Raw genomic sequence first — 19,446 nt, 5'->3', positions numbered from 1 at the left:
ACCATATTCCGACGATGCCCCGCAAACCAAGGCAACAGGAAGGCCTCAGTGAGAGGCCACAGGCGGAATTTGATGCCGGCGAGGCCGGTGACTTTTCCGGCCTGATCGGCGATCCCGCTCTGCTCGATGCGCTCGGCCGCGGCCCCAAAGCGGCCGAGGATGCGAGCGTGCGCGCCAAGAAGGTCTCGGCGCGCACAAAACGCAATGCGACCCCCGAGGCGCAGCCCCGCGACCGCCGCTGGGATGCCGCCCGTGAGGGCGACGCCCCCGAGCCGGAGTTCAAGCGCCCCTCGCCCTTCCAGAAGCCCGAGCTTTCAGACGGCGGCGCCGGCGGCGTCTCCGCCACGGTCAAAGCACTTGAGGATCTGATCCAGCACGGCCGCCCGGAACTTCAGGGCAAGGTCTGGACCCCGCACCGGCCCGAACGTCCCGAAAAATGGGAAGGCGGCATCAAATTCGACTTCGCCTCGGACTATCAACCCGCGGGCGACCAGCCGGTTGCGATCGATGAACTCGTCGCCGGCATCAAAGAACATGAGCGCGATCAGGTGCTGCTCGGCGTCACCGGCTCGGGCAAGACCTTCACCATGGCCAAGGTGATCGAGGAAACGCAGCGCCCGGCGCTGATCCTTGCGCCGAACAAGACGCTTGCCGCGCAGCTCTATGGCGAGTTCAAAAGTTTCTTCCCGGGAAACTCGGTCGAATATTTCGTCTCGTATTACGACTACTACCAGCCGGAAGCCTACGTTCCGCGCACCGACACCTATATCGAGAAGGATTCGTCGATCAACGAACAGATCGACCGCATGCGCCATTCGGCGACGCGCGCTCTGCTCGAACGCGACGACGTCATCATCGTCGCATCCGTCTCGTGCATTTACGGTATCGGCTCGGTCGAAACCTACACCGCCATGACCTTCGGCCTCAAAGTCGGCGAGCGCGTCAACCAGCGCCAGCTGATCGCCGATCTCGTGGCGACGCAATACAAGCGCGCCGATGTGAATTTCACGCGCGGCACATTCCGTGTGCGCGGCGACACGATCGAAATCTTCCCGGCCCATTATGAAGACCGCGCCTGGCGCATCGGCCTGTTCGGCGACGAGATCGAAAGCATCCAGGAATTCGACCCGCTGACCGGACACAAGACATCCGATCTGGCCTTCGTGAAGATCTACGCGAATTCGCATTATGTGACGCCGCGGCCGACTTTGCTGCAATCGGTGAAGGGCATTCGCGAAGAGCTGCGCCTGCGCCTCGACGAGCTCAACAAAATGGGCCGCCTGCTCGAAGCGCAACGCCTCGAACAGCGCACAATGTTCGATCTCGAAATGATGGAAGCGACCGGCTCCTGTGCCGGCATCGAAAATTATTCGCGCTGGCTGACGGGCCGAAAGCCCGGCGAGCCGCCGCCGACCCTCTTCGAATATCTGCCCGACAATGCGCTCGTCTTTGTCGACGAGAGCCATGTCACCGTGCCGCAGATCGGCGCCATGTATCGCGGCGACTTCCGCCGCAAGGCGACGCTGGCCGAATACGGCTTCCGCCTGCCAAGCTGCATGGACAATAGGCCCATGCGTTTCGAGGAATGGGACGCGATGCGGCCGCAGACCGTCTATGTCTCGGCAACGCCCGGCAAATGGGAAATGGAGCAGACCGGCGGCGTGTTCACCGAACAGGTGATCCGTCCGACAGGCCTGATCGATCCGCCGGTCGAGGTGCGCCCTGCCCGTTCGCAGGTTGACGATGTGCTCGGCGAAATCCGCGAGACGGCGAAAAAGGGCTATCGCACGCTCGTGACGGTTCTGACCAAGCGCATGGCCGAAGACCTCACCGAATATCTGCACGAAGCCGGCGTGCGCGTCCGCTATATGCATTCGGACATCGACACGATCGAGCGCATCGAGATCATCCGCGATCTACGTCTCGGTGCATTCGATGTTCTGGTCGGCATCAATCTTCTGCGCGAAGGCCTCGATATTCCCGAATGCGGACTTGTCGCGATCCTCGATGCCGACAAGGAAGGCTTCCTCCGCTCCGAGACCTCGCTCGTCCAGACCATTGGCCGTGCCGCGCGCAATGTCGACGGCAAGGTCGTGCTCTACGCGGACAATGTGACCGGCTCGATGGAGCGCGCGATGGCGGAAACGGCGCGCCGCCGCGAAAAGCAGGTCGCCTACAATACCGAACACGGCATCACGCCGCAGAGCGTGAAAGCGCGCATCGCCGATATTCTCGACAGCGTCTACGAGAAGGATCATGTGCGCGTCGATACCGGCCTCGTCAAAGACGGCACGCTGGTCGGCCATAATTTCCAGGCGACTTTGGCCGATCTCGAAAAGCGCATGCGCGAATCCGCGGCCAATCTCGAATTCGAAGAAGCAGCAAGGCTGCGCGACGAACTCAAGCGGCTGCGCGAAACCGAGCTTCTCGTCGCCGACGATGCGCTGGTGCGTCAGTCCGAAATCGAAGACGGCGCCGGTAAATTCGGCGAGACGCGCTCGCGCGTCCACAAGCCGACGCTCAAGGAAATGGGCCCGCACAATCGCGATCTGCCGCTCGCCGCGCCGCGCAATGTCGTCGAGGGTCTTGCCTCCGAAGCACATGACGAAGAGGTCGAAATTCGCCGCATCACGCGCGGCGGAACGTCTTCGGGCGGAAGGGCCGGCGGCGGCCGTGCGGGCTCTCGCGGCAAACGCCGCTGATTTCGCGATAATAAATGACGAAATCTTGAATGACCAAGTCGGGTTTACCCGACCTGATGCGAGCCAGAAGTTTCACGCTTCTGCCCCCTCACTGCCCCATTCAGCCCTAGACTCTCCTCTGCCCCCGAACACAGGAGATTTTGCATGCAGAAAATTATCCGTACGAGTGCGCTCATCGCGCTCCTTGCCACGCCGCTCGGCGCAGCCGTCGCCGCGGATCGCGCGCCGACCGCCGATGAAACGGCGATCATCAGCAATGTTCTGCTCGATGAGGGCTTCACGTCCTGGGGCAAGGTCGAGCTGGACGACAATGAGTGGAAGGTCCAGAACGCCATCGATCAGGACGGCAACCGCCGCGATATCGTGCTCGACTCGCAATTTGTGGTTCTCAACGAGGGTCAGGACGACAGCCTCGTAAAGGTTCAGATTCTCAACTGAGGCGCGAATGCACATTCAAAACCGGCCGGTTTTCCGGCCGGTTTTTTCCTGAGGTTACTATGACGCATGGTGGAACTAGGAGCGATGTCTCATGGTTTGCCTCTCGTAATCAGGAGGATAATCCATGCCTCGCACACTGCTGACTCTGGCTGCTTTGGCGGCCGTTCTTGTTCTTCCCCTCACCGCCGCGAACGCGGCCGAAGACACCGATCTCGGCGACAAGGTGAAATCCTTCTTCGCCGGAATCGGCGATGACGCGGCCGATGCGGCCGACGAAGCCGAAGACACCGCGAAGGACACGTTCGCGTTCTTCAAGGACAAGGCCGATGATGCCGAAGACGATATCGATCTCGGCTTCAAGGCTCCCTGGAAAAAGTGATCGCACACCGGCGGAAGGCTGAAGTCTTCCGCCGGAGCGCTCCCCGATGCTGAAATTGGCCGCCGCCCTTCTGTTGCTATTGGTCGCGGGCGGCGAGGTTCACGCGCAGGCGTTCGGCTCGGTGCATTGCAAAGCCGCCTTGCGGCAGATCGAAACCGATCTGCAAGCGACCGGGCGCAAACTTCAATCGACTGAAAATGGCGCGACCGCCGAGAAATGCTCGGCGATGAATGTGCATGTCCTGACATTGGAGCATGCCGCTGAGGTTTACGGCCGCTGCATCGCGGGACAGGAACGCGATGAGAAACTCGGCAGGACGAATGTCTCAGCCGCCGATCTCCGCGACCTTATCGCGAAAACCTGCGGCTGAGATTTTTCAGATCAGCGTTTGTCGATGCTCCACGGGCCGGGACCGGCCGTGACGAAATACAGGAACACGAAGCAGTAGAGGATCGCGAGTTCGCCCTGATTGAGGATCGGGTAGAGGCTCTGCGGTGCATGCGCCATCCAATAGGCGACGGCGGTGAAGCCGGCGGCGATGAAGGCGACCGGCCGCGTGAACAGGCCGATGATAAAGAGAATGCCGCCGATAAATTCGATGGCGCCGGCGAGGCCCATCAGCGACGCGAAATCGACCGCGGGCTTCGAGGCGTCGGGAAAGCTGAAGAATTTCTGCGTGCCATGCTGCAGAAACAGCAGGCCGGTGACGATGCGCAGAATGCTGCGCATCTGCGGCTCATAAACAGCAAAACGATCGAACATGTTTTTGCCCTCCCAGGCGAATGCGGGGAGAGTTTGATCGAGCCCGCGGGAGTCGGTCAATAACCCGCTCCCGTCACCCATGAATTCGTGATCGATTTCAGCCGCTTCTAATGCGCTGTTGAGACCCTGCCTCAGTTACACCGGCGATACCGTCAGCGGTTCTGCCGATTGCCCTGCACCGTCGTATTGATGCGGGTATTGGCGTTCTGGCCGCGATCTTCGGGACTTTCCCGGTCATGCTGCTTGGCGGCCTTGTCCTGCGCATCCTGGCGCGGGCTCGTGGTCTTCTTGTTTTCGTTGGCAGGCGAATTCGGCTTTGTCATCGCGTCCTCCTGTCGGAGGGTAACCCCTCGCGGGATGACAGGGTTCCCCAAAAGCAAAGGGCGGGAAAATCCCGCCCTTGCCGATCAGTTCGAAGCGACCTGGGTGCCGACCACCTGGACGCTGACTTTGGCGGTCCCCGCCCCGATCATGCCGAGATGGCGGGCCGCGCCGCGCGAGACATCGAGAACACGCTTGCCGGTGAACGGGCCGCGATCGTTGACGACCACCTGCACCGATTTGCCGTTGCGGACATTGGTGACCTTCAGCTTGGTGCCGAAAGGCAGGGTACGATGCGCGGCGCTGAGGCCGTCCGGATTGAACCGGGCGCCGGACGCGGTGCGCGTGCCCATCTGATACCAGGACGCCGTGCCGGAAAAATCCTTGGCCTGCGCCGGCAGAGCCGCGCAGCCCATCACAAAAACCGCAGCTCCGGCCGCGGCGAACTTTACGAGATGCATTATTATCCCCCTCAAGAACCCAACCCAGATGGGCAGATGCCGGGCGGATGGGGCAGAAATGGGGCACCGCCGAGATAGTTCCGGCCAGTAGCCGAAATGCGACCATCTGACCTGATTCATCCCGCCACATGACATTAAAGGTTAAGGAGACGTTAATGGCCTCGCAGATCCTGACCTTCGACCTCGATAAGCTTGTCCCCGATGTCGCTTCTATTGCCGACGAGAAAGTAATCTCCGGCAAACCTCAGACCCGCACCTGGAACTTCGAAGAATCACCGGACGGAAAGCTTTATGCCGGGGTGTGGGAAGCAACACCGGGCAAATGGCGCGTCAGTTACGACGAGTGGGAATATTGCCAGGTCGCGAGCGGGGTCTCGATCGTCACCGAAGACGGCGGCAAAGCGACCACGCTGAAGGCCGGTGATTCGCTGATCCTGCGGCCCGGGTTCAAGGGCACCTGGGAAGTCATCGAGACGACGCGCAAGACCTATGTGATCCGTCTGCCCTGATCAGCCCGCGAACCCTATTGCGGCGTCACGCGCCAGATGACGTTGCCGACATCGTCGGCGACGAGCAGCGCGCCGTCTTTTGCGTTCTTGACGCCGACGGGACGTCCATACGCCTTGTCGCCGGGGCTGAGGAACCCGCCGAGAATTTCCTGCGGCGGGCCGGACGGCATGCCATTAGTGAACGGCACGAAGATCACCCGGTATCCGGCGCGCGGCTTGCGGTTCCACGAGCCGTGCTGTCCGACAAAAGCACCATTGCGATAGGCTTCGGGAAAGAGCGTGCCGGTGTTGAAGGTGAGACCGAGCGAGGCAGAATGGGCCCCGAGCGCGTAGTCCGGCTTTACGGCTTTGGCGACAAGGTCCGGGTTTTGCGGCTCGACGCGCTCATCGACATGCTGGCCGTAATACGAATAGGGCCAGCCATAGAAGGCTCCGTCCTTCACGCTCGTCATGTAATCGGGGACCAGATCCGAGCCGATTTCGTCGCGCTCATTGACGGCAACCCACAGCGCGCCCGAGTCCGGCTGCCAAGACAGCCCGTTCGGATTGCGCAGGCCTGACGCAAAGACGCGGTATTGCCCCGTGGCCGAATCGACTTCGAGGACGTTGGCGCGATCCTTCTCCGCCTCCATCCCGTTCTCCGCCACATTGGAGTTTGAGCCGACGGTGACGTAAAGACGCGAGCCGTCCGGTGACGCCGTCACATCCTTCGTCCAGTGATGATTGATGCCGGACGGAAGGTCCGTCACCTTTTCGCCCGCACCGTCGATCTTCAGCGCGCCGTCCGTATAGGTGAAGCGCATCAGAGTATCGGCATTGGCGACATAGAATTTGTCGTTGTCGCCGGTGAGAACCATGCCGAAGGGCGAAGTGAGATTTTCAAGAAAGGTACTGCGCTCTTCCGCCATGCCGTCGCCGTCGGCATCGCGCAGGAGAGTGATGCGATTGGCGCTCGGCGTTGCGCCGGAACCGGCGGACTTCATGAAGAAGCCCATGATCATGTCGCGAAAGCCCTTCGCTTCTTCGGGCTTCGGCGGCGCCTGGCTTTCGGCGACCAGCACATCGCCGTTGGGCAGAACATAAATCCAGCGCGGATGGTCGAGCCCATCGGCGAAGCGGTTGACCTTGAAACCCGGTGCCGCTTTCGGCGCCGTGCCGGGCGGCCAGGGTTCCGTCTCCGCGATATGTACGGTCGGAAACAAAGTCGGATTGGGCTCGGGCAGAACCGGATCGGGCCCGTAGCCCTGTTCGGCTGGAATGGTCGCCTCTTCACCGCATCCGGCAAGAGACAGACAGAGGAAAGCGGCAAGGCCCGCGCGCCAAAGGACGGTTGTCATACCGTCTAAATCGGCGGGGCCGGTGAAGGGTTCCCCTATTCCGCAGCCCCTACTCCGCCGCCATGCCGCCGCGCGGTTCGACATTGGCAAAACCTTCTTTGCCGCTCTCATCCTCTTCGAAGGGTGTTGTGAGCTCAACAAAGGTGTCGGGGTAAAAGCCGTTGAAACGGGTGCGCAGCGACAGCGAATAGGCGCCGATATGGCCGATTTCGATCCAGTCGCCCGTATCGACATTTTCCGGCAGCCAGAACGGGCGCGACAGAATATCGACCGAGTCGCAGGTCGCGCCGAAGACACGGAACGGCACGAGCTTGTCGGACCCGCCGCGTTTGGCTTTGCGCGCCGGATCGGGAATGAGCCGTGCGGGAAGAGTAATTTTGCCGGTCCAGGCATCCGAGAGCGAGGACCAGATGCCGTCATTGATGTAGATGCGCTGACCCTTTTTCAGCATCACGCGGACGATGACCGAGAGCGAGCGCGCAACGATGACGCGGCCCGGCTCGGCGATGAGCGGCAGATCGGCAAGTCCCCATTCTTCGATCTCGCTATGGATCTCGCTCAGAAGATCGCCGATGGGCGGCGCCGGCGGCGGCGCCTTGCGCTTGGGATCGTGTCCATACCGCGCCGGGAAGCCGCCGCCGATATCGAGGGCGGCGATCTCCGCGTCGGCGCGGTTGCGCACCCAGGCGGCGGAAGCGAGCGCCCGTTCATAGGTGTCGAGATCTTCGATCTGGCTGCCGACATGGAAGGTCAGCCCCGGCTTGAAGCCGATGCGGGAAATGCGTTCCACAAGCTCCACCGCATGGCTCGGGCCTGCTCCGAACTTCTTCGACAGCTCATAAGCTGCATGGCCCTTGGTCGCGAGCCGCACAAACAACGTGATATCGGCAGGATCGAGATCGAGCGCACGGACGATGCGCAGGATCTTCGCGACCTCGTCTTCGTGGTCGAGCGCCAGCGAACGGATGCCATAGGTTTCGAGCGCCAGCCTGATATCGGACTGCGCTTTCACGGGATGCATATAGAATTGCTTGGCGCTCGGATCGGCTTCGCGCACGGCGGCGAATTCCCCGGGGCTCGCCACATCGAAGGCCTTGATGCCGGCTGCAACCAGAGTTTTCAGAATGCGCGGGTCGTCATTCGTCTTCACCGCATAGGCGGTTGTGCCGCGAAAACCGGAGAGGAAATCCCTGGCGTCGGCGGTCAGCACCGAGGGCCGGAAGCCATAGACCGGGCGGTCTGGCCGGAGCGCCAGGGCCGCATCTCTGGCCGTCTCGAAAACCTGCATTCCGGCTCCTGACCTGTGGCGGCGTCTGTGGCGGTTTGGCCATGCCGGGGCATAACGCGCAAACCTGTCCTGTCCAGCGCTTGACCCGGCTTTTGCACCGCCGCACTGTCCTCAAACATAACGCAACAAGTGACGAACCGATGATCCGCATTGCCGCTGTGCTTGCTTTTTCCTTAGCGACGGGAGCGGCTTTCGCCGCCGATACCCCCTATTCGCCCGAGGCGCGGGGCACCACGGTCGTGGATGACGGGGTCCGGCTGCCTCTGTGCAACAGCCGCGGAGTCTTCGGCTCGATCGCCGCGGCCTTCCACGACAAGGAAAGCGAATACTGGGATTCGGATCTTCGGCTCGAATCCTTCGATGAACCCATCGAAGTCGGCTACCGGCCCTGGGGCACCGAATTCTTCGCCCGCCGCTTCTGCGTGGTACGCGCCCAGGTCTCGGACGGCGTCGTGCGCGAAGTCCACTACGCGATCATCCATAAGGCCGGCACGCTGGGCATCGCCCACCGGGTCGAATGGTGCGTGAACGGTCTCGACCGCAATCTGGCCTTCGCGCCGGGCTGCAAGATGGCCGGTCCTTGAGACTCACAGCTCTCGCGGCGGCGTGGCTTTTTCTGTGCAGCCCGTCGCTTGCCCGCGATTTCGATTTCTACGTCCTGTCTCTGTCCTGGTCGCCGAGCTATTGCGCGGCGGAAGGCGCACAGGCTGAACCCGCGCAATGTTCGGGGGGGCGTCCTTATGCCTTCGTCGTCCACGGACTGTGGCCGCAATTGGAAAACGGCTTTCCGGAATTCTGCGATCCGTCGCCGGAATGGGTGCCGAACAATGTGGTCAATTCCATGCTCGATCTGATGCCGAGCCGGCGGCTGATCATCCATGAGTGGAAAAAGCACGGCACCTGTTCGGGCCTGCCCGCCGCGGATTATTTTGCCCTCGTCCGCGACGTACGTACCAAAGTCAATATCCCGGCGGCCTACAGCAATCCGCAGAGCTGGCAGACCGTCTCGCCCGCCACGGTGGAAGCCGAGTTCCGCAAGGCCAATCCGGGCCTGAAACCCGACGCCATAGCCGTGACCTGCGACAACCGGCATCTGCGCGAAGTGCGTCTGTGCCTGACGCCCGATTTGAATTTCCGGTCCTGCCCGGAGGTGGACCGCCGTTCCTGCAAAAGGCAGGACGTGGTGATGCCGCCCCTCCGTTAGGGACAGGTCGCAAAGACCGCTGTCGCGCCGCGCTCGGCACGCATCTCGGCAAGTTTTCCATTCCAAGCCGCCGTGACGAGACGCTGCGGGTCGAGGATGCGCCAGCCGCCCTTCACCGTCTCGACCTTGAAGCCGCGGTTCTGAAGCTCGAGCACATAGCGCTTCTTGTCACTCATCACGACGCACGGCGCCTGCATCGGCACGGCGTCGATCGTCTTGACCTCGTGGAACATCTCCGCCCGCGGCGCATGCAGCCGGACGGCGGCCGCAAGCTCTGAATCGCCCCAGAGGAAGGCGCGCGACGGATCGATATTTGCCGCCACAAGGCGGTCGGCAAGGATGTCGCCCGGATGCGGCATAACGAGGTGGCGCAGCGGCACGGCGCTCATCGCCGTCACGAGCACCACCGAAACGAGGAGAACATAAGCCGCCCGCCTGCCCGTCCAGATCGCATGCACGACAACAGCGATGATCGCAGCGGCAATGAGCGAAAGTAAAACGGCTTCCCAGAGCGGCGCGAGCTGATATTCGATTGCAAGATAAAGCGCGATCGCGACCGTTTCGACGATCAGCATGATTGCGAGAAGCACGCGAGCGGCGCGCGTCAGCACAAAGCTGTCAGGATCGAGCTTGGAGAAGCCGAGCGCCAGAAGTGCGGCGCACACCGGCACCGCCGGAATGAGATAGCGCTCCGACAGAAAGCCGCCGAGGCTGAAGGCGAGCGGCACGGTGAGAACCCAGAGGCCGAGCATTTTGACGGCGGGCGGAAGCTCCGTGAGCTTTCTGCCGCGTCCGGCAAGCCAGAGCACCACCGGCAGGAAGAAGAAGGAGGCGATGAAGATCGCAAGATAGAGCAGCGCCGCGAGAGGTATTTCGAGGGGGCTGCGCGCCACTTTCTTCGTCAGCTGATCGCCGATGAACTCGGCGTAGAAGACATCCGGATATTTGAGGATCGCATAGAGATACCAGGACGAAACGAGCGCGATCGCAACAAGGACTGGCCCGGGCGCGAGAAGATTTCTGAAGCGCCGGCGCGCGAACAGGAAGGCCGACGCAAAGACGATGGCGAGCAGGACGAACGGCAATATGCCTTTCGTCAGCACGGCAAGCGCCGCGCTGGTATAGGCCAGCCAGGCGGCATGACGCGGCGGGTTGTCGTCGCGCAAAAGTTTCGCAAAGCCGAGCGCCGACATCAGAAGAAACAGCGTCAGCGGCATATCGGGAATGGCGTTGACCGAGGCGCGCATGAACAGCGGATTGCCGCCGGTCAAAAGCAGCGCAAACAGGCTGACGCGTTCGCTCGCGCCGAGCGCTCGCGCCAGCGCATAGGTCAGCGCCAGAATGCCGAGCGCGCAGAATACCCAGAACAGGCGCGAGCCGAGCACGCCCATGCCTGCGGTTTCAAAGCCCGCGGCGGAGATCCAGTACGGAATGATCGGTTTGCGGAGCCGCAGCTCGCCTTCGGGCGTCGTCGGGATGAGCCAGTCGCCGGTCTCGATCATATGCGAGGCCGAATAGGCGTAGTGGCGCTCGTCCGGATGCATGACGACGAGGGTCGAAGCGAAAGGCAGCTGGAGAATGAAATAGCAGCCGATAACGAGCGCGGCAGCGACCCAGCCGCGGAGCTTTCGGCCTTGCTGTCCCCTCTTCGGCTGCACCTTTTCCTCTGAAACTGGCCGGCGCCGGAGTCCGGTCCGCTAGCTGGAGCGCGACCGGTTGAGGGTCGCGAGAATCTGTTCGATCGGGCGGTCGAGCCAGGCGGAGAAATCGGCCATCAGCCGTTCCGCACGGGTCGGCCCACGGCCGAAGGGTTCAGGATTGGCGCTGGCTTCAAGAGCGACCCGCGGATAACAGATCGCATAGGCAAGCAGAACAATCGCGAGGACGCGATACATCGAAAAAGCTGCGTTCACCACCCCGCCTCACAGGGTTAAGCATTTGTTGCCGCGGCGGCATTTAGACCGCCGACTGTGGCGCCCGCAAGAAAACCGGATCGATGAATTACCGACATAGTTATCACGCGGGGAACTTTGCCGATGTGCTCAAGCATGCGGTGCTGGCTCTGATAGTCCGTAGCCTTCTGAAAAAAGAAAGCGTTTTCAGGTATTTGGACACGCATGCGGGCATAGGACTTTATGATCTCAAAGCCGATGAAGCGGCCCGCACCGGCGAATGGCAGGGCGGCGTCGGACGGCTCTGGGACAAGGTGACCGACGCGGCCCTCATCGAAAAACTCGAACCGTGGCGGCAGGCGGTCGAGGCCGTGAACCCGGACGGCGGGCTTCGCTTCTACCCCGGCTCGCCGGAACTCGTCCGTTCGCTCGCCCGCCCCGGCGACCGGCTGACCCTGTGTGAACTCCATCCCGAGGATGCCGCCGCCTTACGCCGCCGCTACCGGCGCGACGAGCGGGTCACCGCGGTCGAGATCGACGGTTATACGGCCCTCAATGCCTATCTTCCCCCCAAGGAGCGGCGCGGCCTTGTCCTCATCGACCCGCCTTTCGAAGAGGTGGGCGAATTCCACCGCATGACCGAGGGCCTCAAGCGCGCCCATAAGAAATGGCCGACCGGCATCTATGCCCTCTGGTATCCGATCAAGGATGTGCTCGAGACCGAAGCCTTTACCCGCGGGCTCGGCAAAGCCGGCATCCCCGACATGCTTGCCGCCGAACTCCTGATCCGCAGGCCCAACGACAAGACGCGGCTGAACGGCTGCGGGCTCGTCATCGTCAACCCGCCCTTCAAGCTGAAAGAGGAGCTCGACATCCTCCTGCCCGGCCTCGCCGGGCATCTCGGTGAGGATGCGGGAGCGCGCGGCCGCGTCGTGACTCTTGCCGCCGAAAGCTGAGCCGCCTGAGGCGCGACCGGTACGCCTTGCCAGCGCTAGGGAATCTTCGCTACGACTTGCCGATTGATGCGCGCGACAGACGCGCACAAGGGTTGGAAACGCTAGAGGGGGAGTTGACCGTGGCGCAATCGGGTACGGTAAAATTTTTCAATTTTGACAAAGGCTTCGGCTTCATCAAGCCGGATTCGGGCGGACCGGATGTGTTCGTCCATGTCAGCGCTTTGCAGAGTTCGGGCCTCGACGGGCTGAACGAAGGCCAGCGCGTCGAGTTCGACGTCGAGCCCGACAAGAAGGGCAAGGGTCCGAAGGCGGTCAACCTCGTCACCGCGGCCTGATCGAGTAACAAAGCGGCGGACGGGAGTTTTTTCACATGTTGGTTCTTCGCTCGTCCGCCGGTTCGCCCTATGGCCGCAAGATCAAGATCGCGATGGCCCTGCTCGGCCTCAGCGACCGGATTTCAGTCGTGTCCGCCGATACTCTGGATCCGGCGGATTCGCTGCGCACACAAAATCCGCTCGGCAAGATCCCGATCCTACTTCTCGAAGACGGCACCGCGCTGTTCGACAGCCGGGTGATCGCCGAATATCTGGATTTCATCGCCGGCGGCAACCGGCTCATTCCGGCTGCGGGACCGGCGCGCTTTGACGTGCTGCGCCTGCAGGCGCTCGCCGACGGCATCATGGATGCGGCGCTTCTGCGCGTTTACGAGGGGCGTTACCGCCCGGCGGAAAAGCACGAGCAGAAATGGCTCGATCATCAGACGGGCAAAGTCGAGCGCGCTCTCGCCTCGCTTGAAAGCGCGCCGCTGCCGGACATCACATCCACACCGGATATCGGGAAGATCACGCTCGCCTGCGCGTTCGGTTATCTCGATCTGCGCGCACCGGGCTGGCGCGCCGCCCACCCTCGTCTCGGAGCATGGGTCGACGATTTCGAACGGGCGGTCCCGGCCTTTGCCGCGACGCACCCGCCCAAATAAGCCTTAGAACTTGTAGTTCACGCCGAGACGGAAGGTGTGCAGGTCGGGCTCGATATCGCCGCCCGGCGTGTACAGCTCTTCGCTGAAGTTCATGTACAGATAGTCGAACTTCGCCGAGATATTGCCGGTGAGCGCCGCTTCGATGCCGCCGCCGACAACCCAGCCGCCGTGGAAATAACCGTCATCGCCGCCCGGGCCGTCATATTCGGCATTCGTCCAGGCAAAACCGCCGGTACCGAACACGACGAAACGGTCAAAAGCGTAACCGATGCGGCCGCGCATCGTGCCGACCCAATCCATCGAATAATCTTCGGTGCCCTCATCGCTGACGCCGGTATAGGCAATGTCGCCTTCCGCGCCGACCAGGATCTGTTCGATCTGGTAATTCACGCCAACCGTCAGACCGCCGAGAAAGCCGTCCGGCTCGAAACCATCGGCATCGCCGAGGCCATAGCCAAGCAAAGCGCCGGCGTAAAAGCCCGTCCAGGCTTCTTCGACGGCCGGCGCGTAAGCCTGATCCGAATAGGAGTTCGGGAAATCTGCAGCCTTCGCGGCGCCCGCGGCGAAGACGAGTGCGGCGGCAGCCGCCGTAAAGTTCAGAGAACGCATTACAAAAACTCCGGCTCTACAAGCCCGATGGAACTGGGGCTCGACGCTAGAGGCGCGGCGTTTTGAAATCCTTAACGGGGCGTAACCTGAATGATTTGCTTTTTACAGAGTCAACGGAGTCTTAATAAAAAAGGGCCCCGGCGAAACCGGGGCCCTTCAGTCTTGGGAGGTAATAGGATCAGAAGCGGTAGTTGATGCCGCCGCGCACCGTATGTGCGTTGATGTCGACATCGGAGCCGCCGAGTTCTTCATCGCCGAGATCGACGTAAAGATACTCACCCTTCACCGAGATGTTGTCGGTCAGAGCAGCTTCAACGCCCGCACCGGCCGTCCAGCCGAGACGCGTGTCGCTTTCGTCGGTGACGCCATCGTCGATGTTCACTTCGCCGATCGCAGCACCGCCGGTGCCGTAGATCATGAAGCTGTCGAACGAATAGCCGACGCGGCCGCGAACCGTCGAAAGCCAACCGATATCGGCATCATAGGTCGCCGCGTCGTCGTCATTGTCGGCACCCGACCAGCCGCCATCGGCTTCGATACCGAGAACGAACTGACCGTACTGCTGATTGTAGCCGACGGTGCCGCCGGCAAGAGCGCCTTCGATATCCGATTCACCGAGACCGTCGACATTGCTTTCACCGAAAGCGTAGCCGCCGTAGGCACCGACATAGAAACCCGTCCAATCGAACGATGCTTCTTCCGGAACCATCGCCTGCACCGGCGGAGCTGCCACCGGCATATCGGCTGCGAAGGCCGCAGGCGTAAGCGCAACAAACGCGGCCGCAGCCGCGAGGGAGGCAATCTTGGTTTTCATAACTAACCCCTACTTTGACTTGCTCGGCTCCCCAACGAGATCCTGCCCCCCGGCGGCTCCCGCGTCTCCCCGTGCGTGGATGAGCTTATAACTCCGAAGCACCCCAAAAGTGCGTGTCCTGCGGGTCACAGCTCGCTTTGCCATATTTCGGCGTGGCCACCTCGTTGCCGTAATTCAAACGCTCGAGGGCCGAATTCCCTTCGAGAACATTAAGAAAATCAGAATTTCAGATTGGCGCCGAAGCGCATGACGTGTCCGTCCCACTGCGCATTTGTTTCGCTCGTGCCTGCGTCGAAAGCCTTCTCCTGAAGGTCAACGTACAGATATTCCGCTTTCAGGCTGAGATTGTCGGCGATGGATTGCTCGACGCCGGCGCCGGCCGCGAAACCTGTAAGTACTTGATCGTCGCTGCCGCCGCCCGCGCCGGAGACAGACGTCTCAACGCCGCCGATGGCAAGGCCGGCAGTGCCGTAGACAAGAGTGCCTGTCTGATCGAAGGCGTAACCGACGCGGCCGCGCGCCGTCGAAAACCAGTCGAGGCTCGTCGTGGTTGTCGCGCCGCCGCCGGTCGTCGACTCTTCGATATTCGTCGCCTGCAGATCGCCTTCGACGCCGATCACGACCGTGCCGAGCTGTTTGTTGTAGCCGATCTGGAAACCGCCGAGCGCGCCATCGCCGGAATAAGTGGGATCGTCGAGCGTCGCGGGTCCATCGGCGTCGAATTCGCCCCAGCCATAGCCGGCGTTCACGCCGACATAGCCGCCGGCCCAATCATGGGCCGCGTTGACGATTGCCGCATCGATGGGAGAAATGACGGGCGCGTCGGCAGCAAGAACCGAAGAGGGCAATGCCCCCAACGCCGCTGCGAAAAGTATCCCTTTGACGCGCATAACTCACACTCCGGCCGGGTCAGCGCGCACGATGCCCGCCGTCCCCTGAACGCTCCGGCCCCCGCCGAGGTTCGTTAATGGTCCTTGACCAGCCCTCTAAGCTTCGCAACCTGCCCGCAGATTCGGGGCAAAACGTGGCGCTGAAGCGGCGGTTCCCGGTCAGGAAAACCCGTGGGGACATGGAGTATTAGGCCCGCGCCACCTACATTTCGGTTAAGCCTTTCGCCCTCGACCATGACCGACGACCCTAAAAAGCAGAATCTCGAACCCGACGACATCCTGGCCGCGGACCGTGACACCGCGCCGGAAGCCGCTGAGGCTGCGCCCGTTATGGATTGGGGCAAAGCGGAGGAAATCGAAGGCGCACGCGGCATCGACGTCATCCAGCGGGCGCTGAAGACCCTGCCCAACCGGCCCGGCGTCTACCGCATGATCGATCGCGACGGCGAGATTCTTTACGTCGGCAAAGCCCGCAGCCTGAAAAAGCGCGTTGCAAATTATGCGCGCGGCATCGGCCACACCAACCGTCTCGCGCAGATGATCGCCGATACGGCGAGCATGGAATTCGTGACGACGGAAACCGAATCCGAAGCGCTGCTGCTCGAAGCCAATCTCATCAAGCGCCTGCGCCCGCGCTACAATGTGCTGCTGCGCGACGACAAGAGCTTTGCCTATATCCTTGTCGCCGAGGATCACCCGGCGGCGCGCATCGCCAAACATCGCGGCGCGCGCACCATCAAGGGCGATTATTTCGGTCCCTTCGCTTCGACCTGGGCCGTCAACCGCACGATCACCGCGCTGCAGAAAGCCTTTCTCCTGCGCTCATGCTCGGATGCGGTTTACGAGAGCCGCACGCGGCCCTGCCTTCTCTTCCAGATCAAGCGCTGCTCGGGCCCCTGCACCGGCGAGATCGCACTCGACGATTACAACAATCTTGTCGGCGAGGCGCATGATTTCCTGTCCGGCAAAAGCCAGACGGTGCAGCGCCAACTCGCCGCGCGGATGACCGACGCATCCGAGCGCATGGATTTCGAAACGGCAGCACGCTATCGCGACCGCTTGTCCGCTTTATCGTCCGTACAATCGCATCAGGGCATCAATCCGCGCTCCGTTGAAGAAGCGGACGTCTTTGCGCTGCATCAGGAAGCCGGCCAGACCTGCGTGCAGGTGTTCTTCTTCCGCACCTTCCAGAACTGGGGCAATCGCGCCTATTTTCCCAAAGCCGACCGGAATGTTCCGCCGGAAGAAGTTTTGGGCGCGTTTCTCTCGCAATTCTACGAAGACAAGCCGCCGGCGCGGCTCATATTGCTGTCGCACGAGATCGAAGACCGCGCGCTGCTCGAAGAGGCGCTGTCGCTGCGCACGGGCCGCAGCATCGAAGTCGCGGTTCCAAAGCGCGGCGACAAACACGATCTCGTGCAGCATGCCGCGCAGAACGCCCGCGAAGCGCTCGGCCGCAAGCTCGCCGACAGCGCAAGCCAGGCCCGCCTTCTCGATGGTCTCGGCCAGACGCTGGGGCTCGAAAAGCCACCCGGGCGCATCGAGGTCTACGACAATTCGCACATACAGGGGACGGCGGCGATCGGCGCGATGATCGTCGCGGGGCCCGAAGGCTTCCAGAAAAACTCCTACCGCAAGTTCAACATACGCTCGGAAGAGATCACACCGGGCGATGATTTCGGCATGATGCGCGAAGTGCTGCAACGGCGGTTTGCGCGCCTTGTGAAGGAAAGCCCGCGCACGCCACCGGACGGCACGCCGGACCGCGACGCGGCTCCCGGCGATGCGCCACCCTGGCCGGACCTTGTGATCATCGATGGCGGGCCGGGCCAGCTCTCGGCGGTTCAAGACATTCTCTCAGGGCTCGGCATTACCGATCTGCCGCTTGCCGCCGTCGCCAAAGGAAAGGATCGCGATGCGGGACGCGAAGTGATCCACATACCCGGCCGCCAGCCCTTCCGGCTCGAGCCGCGCGATCCCGTGCTCTATTTCATCCAGCGCCTGCGCGATGAGGCGCACCGCTTCGCCATCGGCACGCACCGCGCCAAAAGATCGAAAGAGTTCGTGCGCTCGCCTCTGGACGAGATCGCCGGCATCGGCCCGTCGCGCAAGCGCGCCCTCCTCCACCATTTCGGCACGGCCAAAGGCGTCGCTCAGGCTGGGCTTTCGGACCTTGAGAAAGTGCCCGGCATCAACCGGGCGACGGCCAAGCTGGTCTACGACTTCTTCCACGAAGGCCGCGGCTGATTTCGGAACGGCCCCGCCTGGCTTTCCCACACCGATAAACCAGGCCGGATCAGCAGCTTGCTGCGACATTGAGGATAGTGCCGGGGGTCTCCATTGACGCCCCCGGCCCCCGGCCCCTATCTGAGCCTATGTCTTCGATCCATGCCTCCCGGGCCTATGCCTGGAGCCTGCCCAATCTGCTCACTTACGCGCGGATCGCCGCCGTGCCGGTGGTCGTGGCCTGCCTTCTCGGCGAGACGCATGGCTGGCGCTGGCTGGCCCTCGGTCTGTATATCGCCGCCGCCGTGACCGATTATGTCGACGGCTATCTCGCCCGGGCCTGGGGCCAGCAATCGCCGCTCGGCCGGATGCTCGATCCGATCGCCGACAAGCTTCTGGTTTCATCCTGCCTTCTGGCCTTTGCGGCGACCGGCACGCTCACCGGCATTTCCTTCTGGGCGGCAGTCGTCATTCTGTGCCGCGAAATCCTCGTTTCGGGCCTGCGCGAATTTCTCGCCGAACTGCGCGTCGGTGTTCCTGTGACCAAGCTCGCCAAATGGAAGACCGTCGCCCAGCTGGTCGCGGTCGGTTTCCTTGTCGCCGGCCCGGCGGGCGATGCCGTTATCCCTCATGTCAGCGATGCCGGTCATATCCTGCTCTGGGTGTCGGCGGTGCTGACGCTCTATACGGGCTATGACTATTTCCGCGCCGGCCTGAAAAGCGTCTTCGAGGACGGCAAGTGAAGATCCGCTACTTCGCCTGGGTGCGCGAGCGTATCGGGCGGGCGGAAGAAGAGATTGCGCTGCCGGATGAAGTCCGCACGGTCGCGGGGCTTGTCTCCTTTCTCAAAACCCAGGGCCCGGAATATGAGACGGCCTTTGCCCGCGAAGGCGTGGTGCGCGCCGCCATCGACCGCGTCCATGTCAAACCGGACGCCGTCATCTCCAGTGCGAAAGAGATCGCGTTCTTCCCGCCGATGACGGGAGGCTGACGATGGCCGTGCGCCTGCAGACCGAGCGCTTCGAGACCGGCGCCGAGATCGTCCGCCTCACATCCGGACGCACGGATGTCGGCGCCGCCGTCTCCTTCACCGGCCTTTGCCGTGCCGACGGCGAGACCGGCACAATCTCAGCCATGGAGCTCGAACACTTCCCCGGAATGGCGGAAGAAGAACTCAGCCGGCTTGAGGCTGAAGCACGCAAACGCTGGCCACTGCTCGATATTCTGATCGTTCACCGGTATGGCCGGCTCGTTCCCGGCGATGAGATCGTCCTCGTCGTCACATTGTCCGCACATCGGCAAGCGGCCTTCGAGGCGGCGAATTTCGTGATGGATGCGCTCAAGACATCCGCGCCGTTCTGGAAGAAGGAAGAGCGCGCAGACGGCACATCATGGGTCGAAGCGAAAGACAGCGACGAGCGTGCTCGCAATCGATGGTAGCCGATCGGTTGTTGCGCCTCTGCTGAAAACGACTTTTCTTACCCAAAGGAATAAGCAGATCGCCCGATCCGGCGGATAATCCGAAATACGTATCGGCCTCAGTGCGTTACGTACATACGAGGCGGCCGCCCGCGTGAAAGCGCCGCGCGAAAATGTGTTTTGTTAAATCTTTATTGGTGTCCGCCCCGCAATTTCACGTTGCTTGGTCTCGCTAATGAGTCCTGGCCGGCAAGGGGCAC

General features: G+C 62.2%; 24 protein-coding genes. 14 read left to right on the top strand and 10 right to left on the bottom strand.

Annotated features, from left to right (window positions below; genetic code table 11):
- Positions 1-14 precede the first annotated feature (14 nt).
- The 4 genes from uvrB (at position 15) to IZ6_RS04410 (ending at position 3,889) form a co-directional block, all read left to right on the top strand.
- Entirely contained in the window at positions 15-2,702 is a 2,688-nt protein-coding gene (gene uvrB / locus IZ6_RS04425; protein WP_222876802.1) for an excinuclease ABC subunit UvrB, read from the top strand.
- A gap of 144 nt (positions 2,703-2,846) precedes the next feature.
- The gene (locus tag IZ6_RS04420; protein ID WP_222876801.1) at positions 2,847-3,140 is read left to right on the top strand and encodes a PepSY domain-containing protein; all 294 of its coding nucleotides are present in this window, start codon (positions 2,847-2,849) and stop codon (positions 3,138-3,140) included.
- A 124-nt stretch (positions 3,141-3,264) separates the two neighbouring features.
- The gene (locus IZ6_RS04415; RefSeq protein WP_222876800.1) at positions 3,265-3,519 is read left to right on the top strand and encodes a hypothetical protein; all 255 of its coding nucleotides are present in this window, start codon (positions 3,265-3,267) and stop codon (positions 3,517-3,519) included.
- A gap of 46 nt (positions 3,520-3,565) precedes the next feature.
- Entirely contained in the window at positions 3,566-3,889 is a 324-nt protein-coding gene (locus tag IZ6_RS04410; RefSeq protein WP_222876799.1) for a hypothetical protein, read from the top strand.
- Between the two features lie 11 nt (positions 3,890-3,900).
- Here IZ6_RS04410 and IZ6_RS04405 read toward each other — a convergent pair whose 3' ends face one another.
- The 3 genes from IZ6_RS04405 to IZ6_RS04395 all read right to left on the bottom strand — a co-directional run bounded on the left by IZ6_RS04405 (position 3,901) and on the right by IZ6_RS04395 (position 5,063).
- Entirely contained in the window at positions 3,901-4,281 is a 381-nt protein-coding gene (locus tag IZ6_RS04405; RefSeq protein WP_222876798.1) for a DoxX family protein, read from the bottom strand.
- Between the two features lie 152 nt (positions 4,282-4,433).
- On the bottom strand, positions 4,434-4,604 hold the full coding sequence (locus IZ6_RS04400) for a hypothetical protein (protein WP_222876797.1): 171 nt from the start codon (positions 4,602-4,604) through the stop codon (positions 4,434-4,436).
- A gap of 84 nt (positions 4,605-4,688) precedes the next feature.
- The gene (locus IZ6_RS04395) at positions 4,689-5,063 is read right to left on the bottom strand and encodes a septal ring lytic transglycosylase RlpA family protein (protein ID WP_222876796.1); all 375 of its coding nucleotides are present in this window, start codon (positions 5,061-5,063) and stop codon (positions 4,689-4,691) included.
- A gap of 155 nt (positions 5,064-5,218) precedes the next feature.
- On the opposite strand from IZ6_RS04395, the gene IZ6_RS04390 reads away from it, so the two are divergent.
- On the top strand, positions 5,219-5,572 hold the full coding sequence (locus IZ6_RS04390) for a cupin domain-containing protein (protein ID WP_222876795.1): 354 nt from the start codon (positions 5,219-5,221) through the stop codon (positions 5,570-5,572).
- A 14-nt stretch (positions 5,573-5,586) separates the two neighbouring features.
- Here the strand turns inward: IZ6_RS04390 and IZ6_RS04385 are convergent, their stop codons facing one another.
- Both IZ6_RS04385 and IZ6_RS04380 read right to left on the bottom strand, forming a co-directional pair.
- Positions 5,587-6,909: a PQQ-dependent sugar dehydrogenase gene (locus IZ6_RS04385; RefSeq protein WP_222876794.1), complete on the bottom strand. Its 1,323-nt coding sequence runs from the start codon at positions 6,907-6,909 to the stop codon at positions 5,587-5,589.
- A 49-nt stretch (positions 6,910-6,958) separates the two neighbouring features.
- Positions 6,959-8,197 carry a type III PLP-dependent enzyme domain-containing protein gene (locus IZ6_RS04380; protein WP_222876793.1) on the bottom strand — a complete coding sequence of 413 codons (1,239 nt, stop codon included), beginning with the start codon at positions 8,195-8,197 and terminating at the stop codon, positions 6,959-6,961.
- Between the two features lie 140 nt (positions 8,198-8,337).
- Between IZ6_RS04380 and IZ6_RS04375 the strand changes: the two genes are divergently transcribed.
- Together IZ6_RS04375 and IZ6_RS04370 are read left to right on the top strand one after the other, a co-directional pair.
- Complete coding sequence (locus IZ6_RS04375) at positions 8,338-8,781, top strand: hypothetical protein (protein ID WP_222876792.1); 444 nt, start codon at positions 8,338-8,340, stop codon at positions 8,779-8,781.
- Positions 8,778-9,401, top strand: coding sequence for a ribonuclease T2 family protein (locus IZ6_RS04370; protein WP_225873997.1), 624 nt, complete (start codon positions 8,778-8,780; stop codon positions 9,399-9,401). The genes IZ6_RS04375 and IZ6_RS04370 overlap by 4 nt, the downstream gene beginning before the upstream one ends.
- Here IZ6_RS04370 and IZ6_RS04365 read toward each other — a convergent pair.
- Together IZ6_RS04365 and IZ6_RS04360 are read right to left on the bottom strand one after the other, a co-directional pair.
- On the bottom strand, positions 9,398-11,059 hold the full coding sequence (locus tag IZ6_RS04365; protein ID WP_222876790.1) for an ArnT family glycosyltransferase: 1,662 nt from the start codon (positions 11,057-11,059) through the stop codon (positions 9,398-9,400). The two genes, IZ6_RS04370 and IZ6_RS04365, sit on opposite strands and share 4 nt — an antisense overlap.
- Before the next feature lie 39 nt (positions 11,060-11,098).
- Positions 11,099-11,314: a hypothetical protein gene (locus IZ6_RS04360; protein WP_222876789.1), complete on the bottom strand. Its 216-nt coding sequence runs from the start codon at positions 11,312-11,314 to the stop codon at positions 11,099-11,101.
- A 194-nt stretch (positions 11,315-11,508) separates the two neighbouring features.
- Here IZ6_RS04360 and IZ6_RS04355 point away from each other — a divergent pair, with 194 nt between their 5' ends.
- The 3 genes from IZ6_RS04355 (at position 11,509) to IZ6_RS04345 (ending at position 13,228) form a co-directional block, all read left to right on the top strand.
- Positions 11,509-12,249: a 23S rRNA (adenine(2030)-N(6))-methyltransferase RlmJ gene (locus IZ6_RS04355; protein ID WP_420825570.1), complete on the top strand. Its 741-nt coding sequence runs from the start codon at positions 11,509-11,511 to the stop codon at positions 12,247-12,249.
- A gap of 119 nt (positions 12,250-12,368) precedes the next feature.
- Positions 12,369-12,584, top strand: coding sequence for a cold-shock protein (locus tag IZ6_RS04350; protein WP_222877538.1), 216 nt, complete (start codon positions 12,369-12,371; stop codon positions 12,582-12,584).
- Between the two features lie 35 nt (positions 12,585-12,619).
- Entirely contained in the window at positions 12,620-13,228 is a 609-nt protein-coding gene (locus IZ6_RS04345; RefSeq protein ID WP_222876787.1) for a glutathione S-transferase family protein, read from the top strand.
- Positions 13,229-13,231: 3 nt separating this feature from the next.
- Here IZ6_RS04345 and IZ6_RS04340 read toward each other — a convergent pair whose 3' ends face one another.
- The 3 genes from IZ6_RS04340 to IZ6_RS04330 all read right to left on the bottom strand — a co-directional run bounded on the left by IZ6_RS04340 (position 13,232) and on the right by IZ6_RS04330 (position 15,541).
- Positions 13,232-13,837 (bottom strand): outer membrane protein, encoded by a 606-nt coding sequence (locus IZ6_RS04340; RefSeq protein WP_222876786.1) that lies wholly within the window; start codon positions 13,835-13,837, stop codon positions 13,232-13,234.
- Between the two features lie 178 nt (positions 13,838-14,015).
- Entirely contained in the window at positions 14,016-14,651 is a 636-nt protein-coding gene (locus tag IZ6_RS04335; RefSeq protein ID WP_222876785.1) for an outer membrane protein, read from the bottom strand.
- A gap of 218 nt (positions 14,652-14,869) precedes the next feature.
- On the bottom strand, positions 14,870-15,541 hold the full coding sequence (locus tag IZ6_RS04330) for an outer membrane protein (protein ID WP_222876784.1): 672 nt from the start codon (positions 15,539-15,541) through the stop codon (positions 14,870-14,872).
- 234 nt (positions 15,542-15,775) lie between these two features.
- On the opposite strand from IZ6_RS04330, the gene uvrC reads away from it, so the two are divergent.
- The 4 genes from uvrC to IZ6_RS04310 all read left to right on the top strand — a co-directional run bounded on the left by uvrC (position 15,776) and on the right by IZ6_RS04310 (position 19,207).
- Positions 15,776-17,788, top strand: a complete 2,013-nt coding sequence (uvrC, locus tag IZ6_RS04325) for an excinuclease ABC subunit UvrC (protein ID WP_222876783.1) — start codon at positions 15,776-15,778, stop codon at positions 17,786-17,788.
- A gap of 128 nt (positions 17,789-17,916) precedes the next feature.
- Complete coding sequence (pgsA, locus tag IZ6_RS04320; protein ID WP_222876782.1) at positions 17,917-18,510, top strand: CDP-diacylglycerol--glycerol-3-phosphate 3-phosphatidyltransferase; 594 nt, start codon at positions 17,917-17,919, stop codon at positions 18,508-18,510.
- Positions 18,507-18,758 (top strand): molybdopterin converting factor subunit 1, encoded by a 252-nt coding sequence (moaD, locus tag IZ6_RS04315; protein ID WP_222876781.1) that lies wholly within the window; start codon positions 18,507-18,509, stop codon positions 18,756-18,758. Before pgsA ends, moaD begins: the two co-directional genes overlap by 4 nt.
- A 2-nt stretch (positions 18,759-18,760) precedes the next feature.
- Complete coding sequence (locus tag IZ6_RS04310; protein ID WP_222876780.1) at positions 18,761-19,207, top strand: molybdenum cofactor biosynthesis protein MoaE; 447 nt, start codon at positions 18,761-18,763, stop codon at positions 19,205-19,207.
- The last annotated feature ends 239 nt before the right edge of the window (positions 19,208-19,446 follow it).

It is taken from the genome of Terrihabitans soli, assembly GCF_014191545.1.
GTDB classification, from domain to species: domain Bacteria; phylum Pseudomonadota; class Alphaproteobacteria; order Rhizobiales; family Methylopilaceae; genus Flaviflagellibacter; species Flaviflagellibacter soli.
The sequence above is the reverse complement of the archived record's forward strand: the minus strand, read 5'-3'. Positions and strand labels throughout refer to the sequence as shown.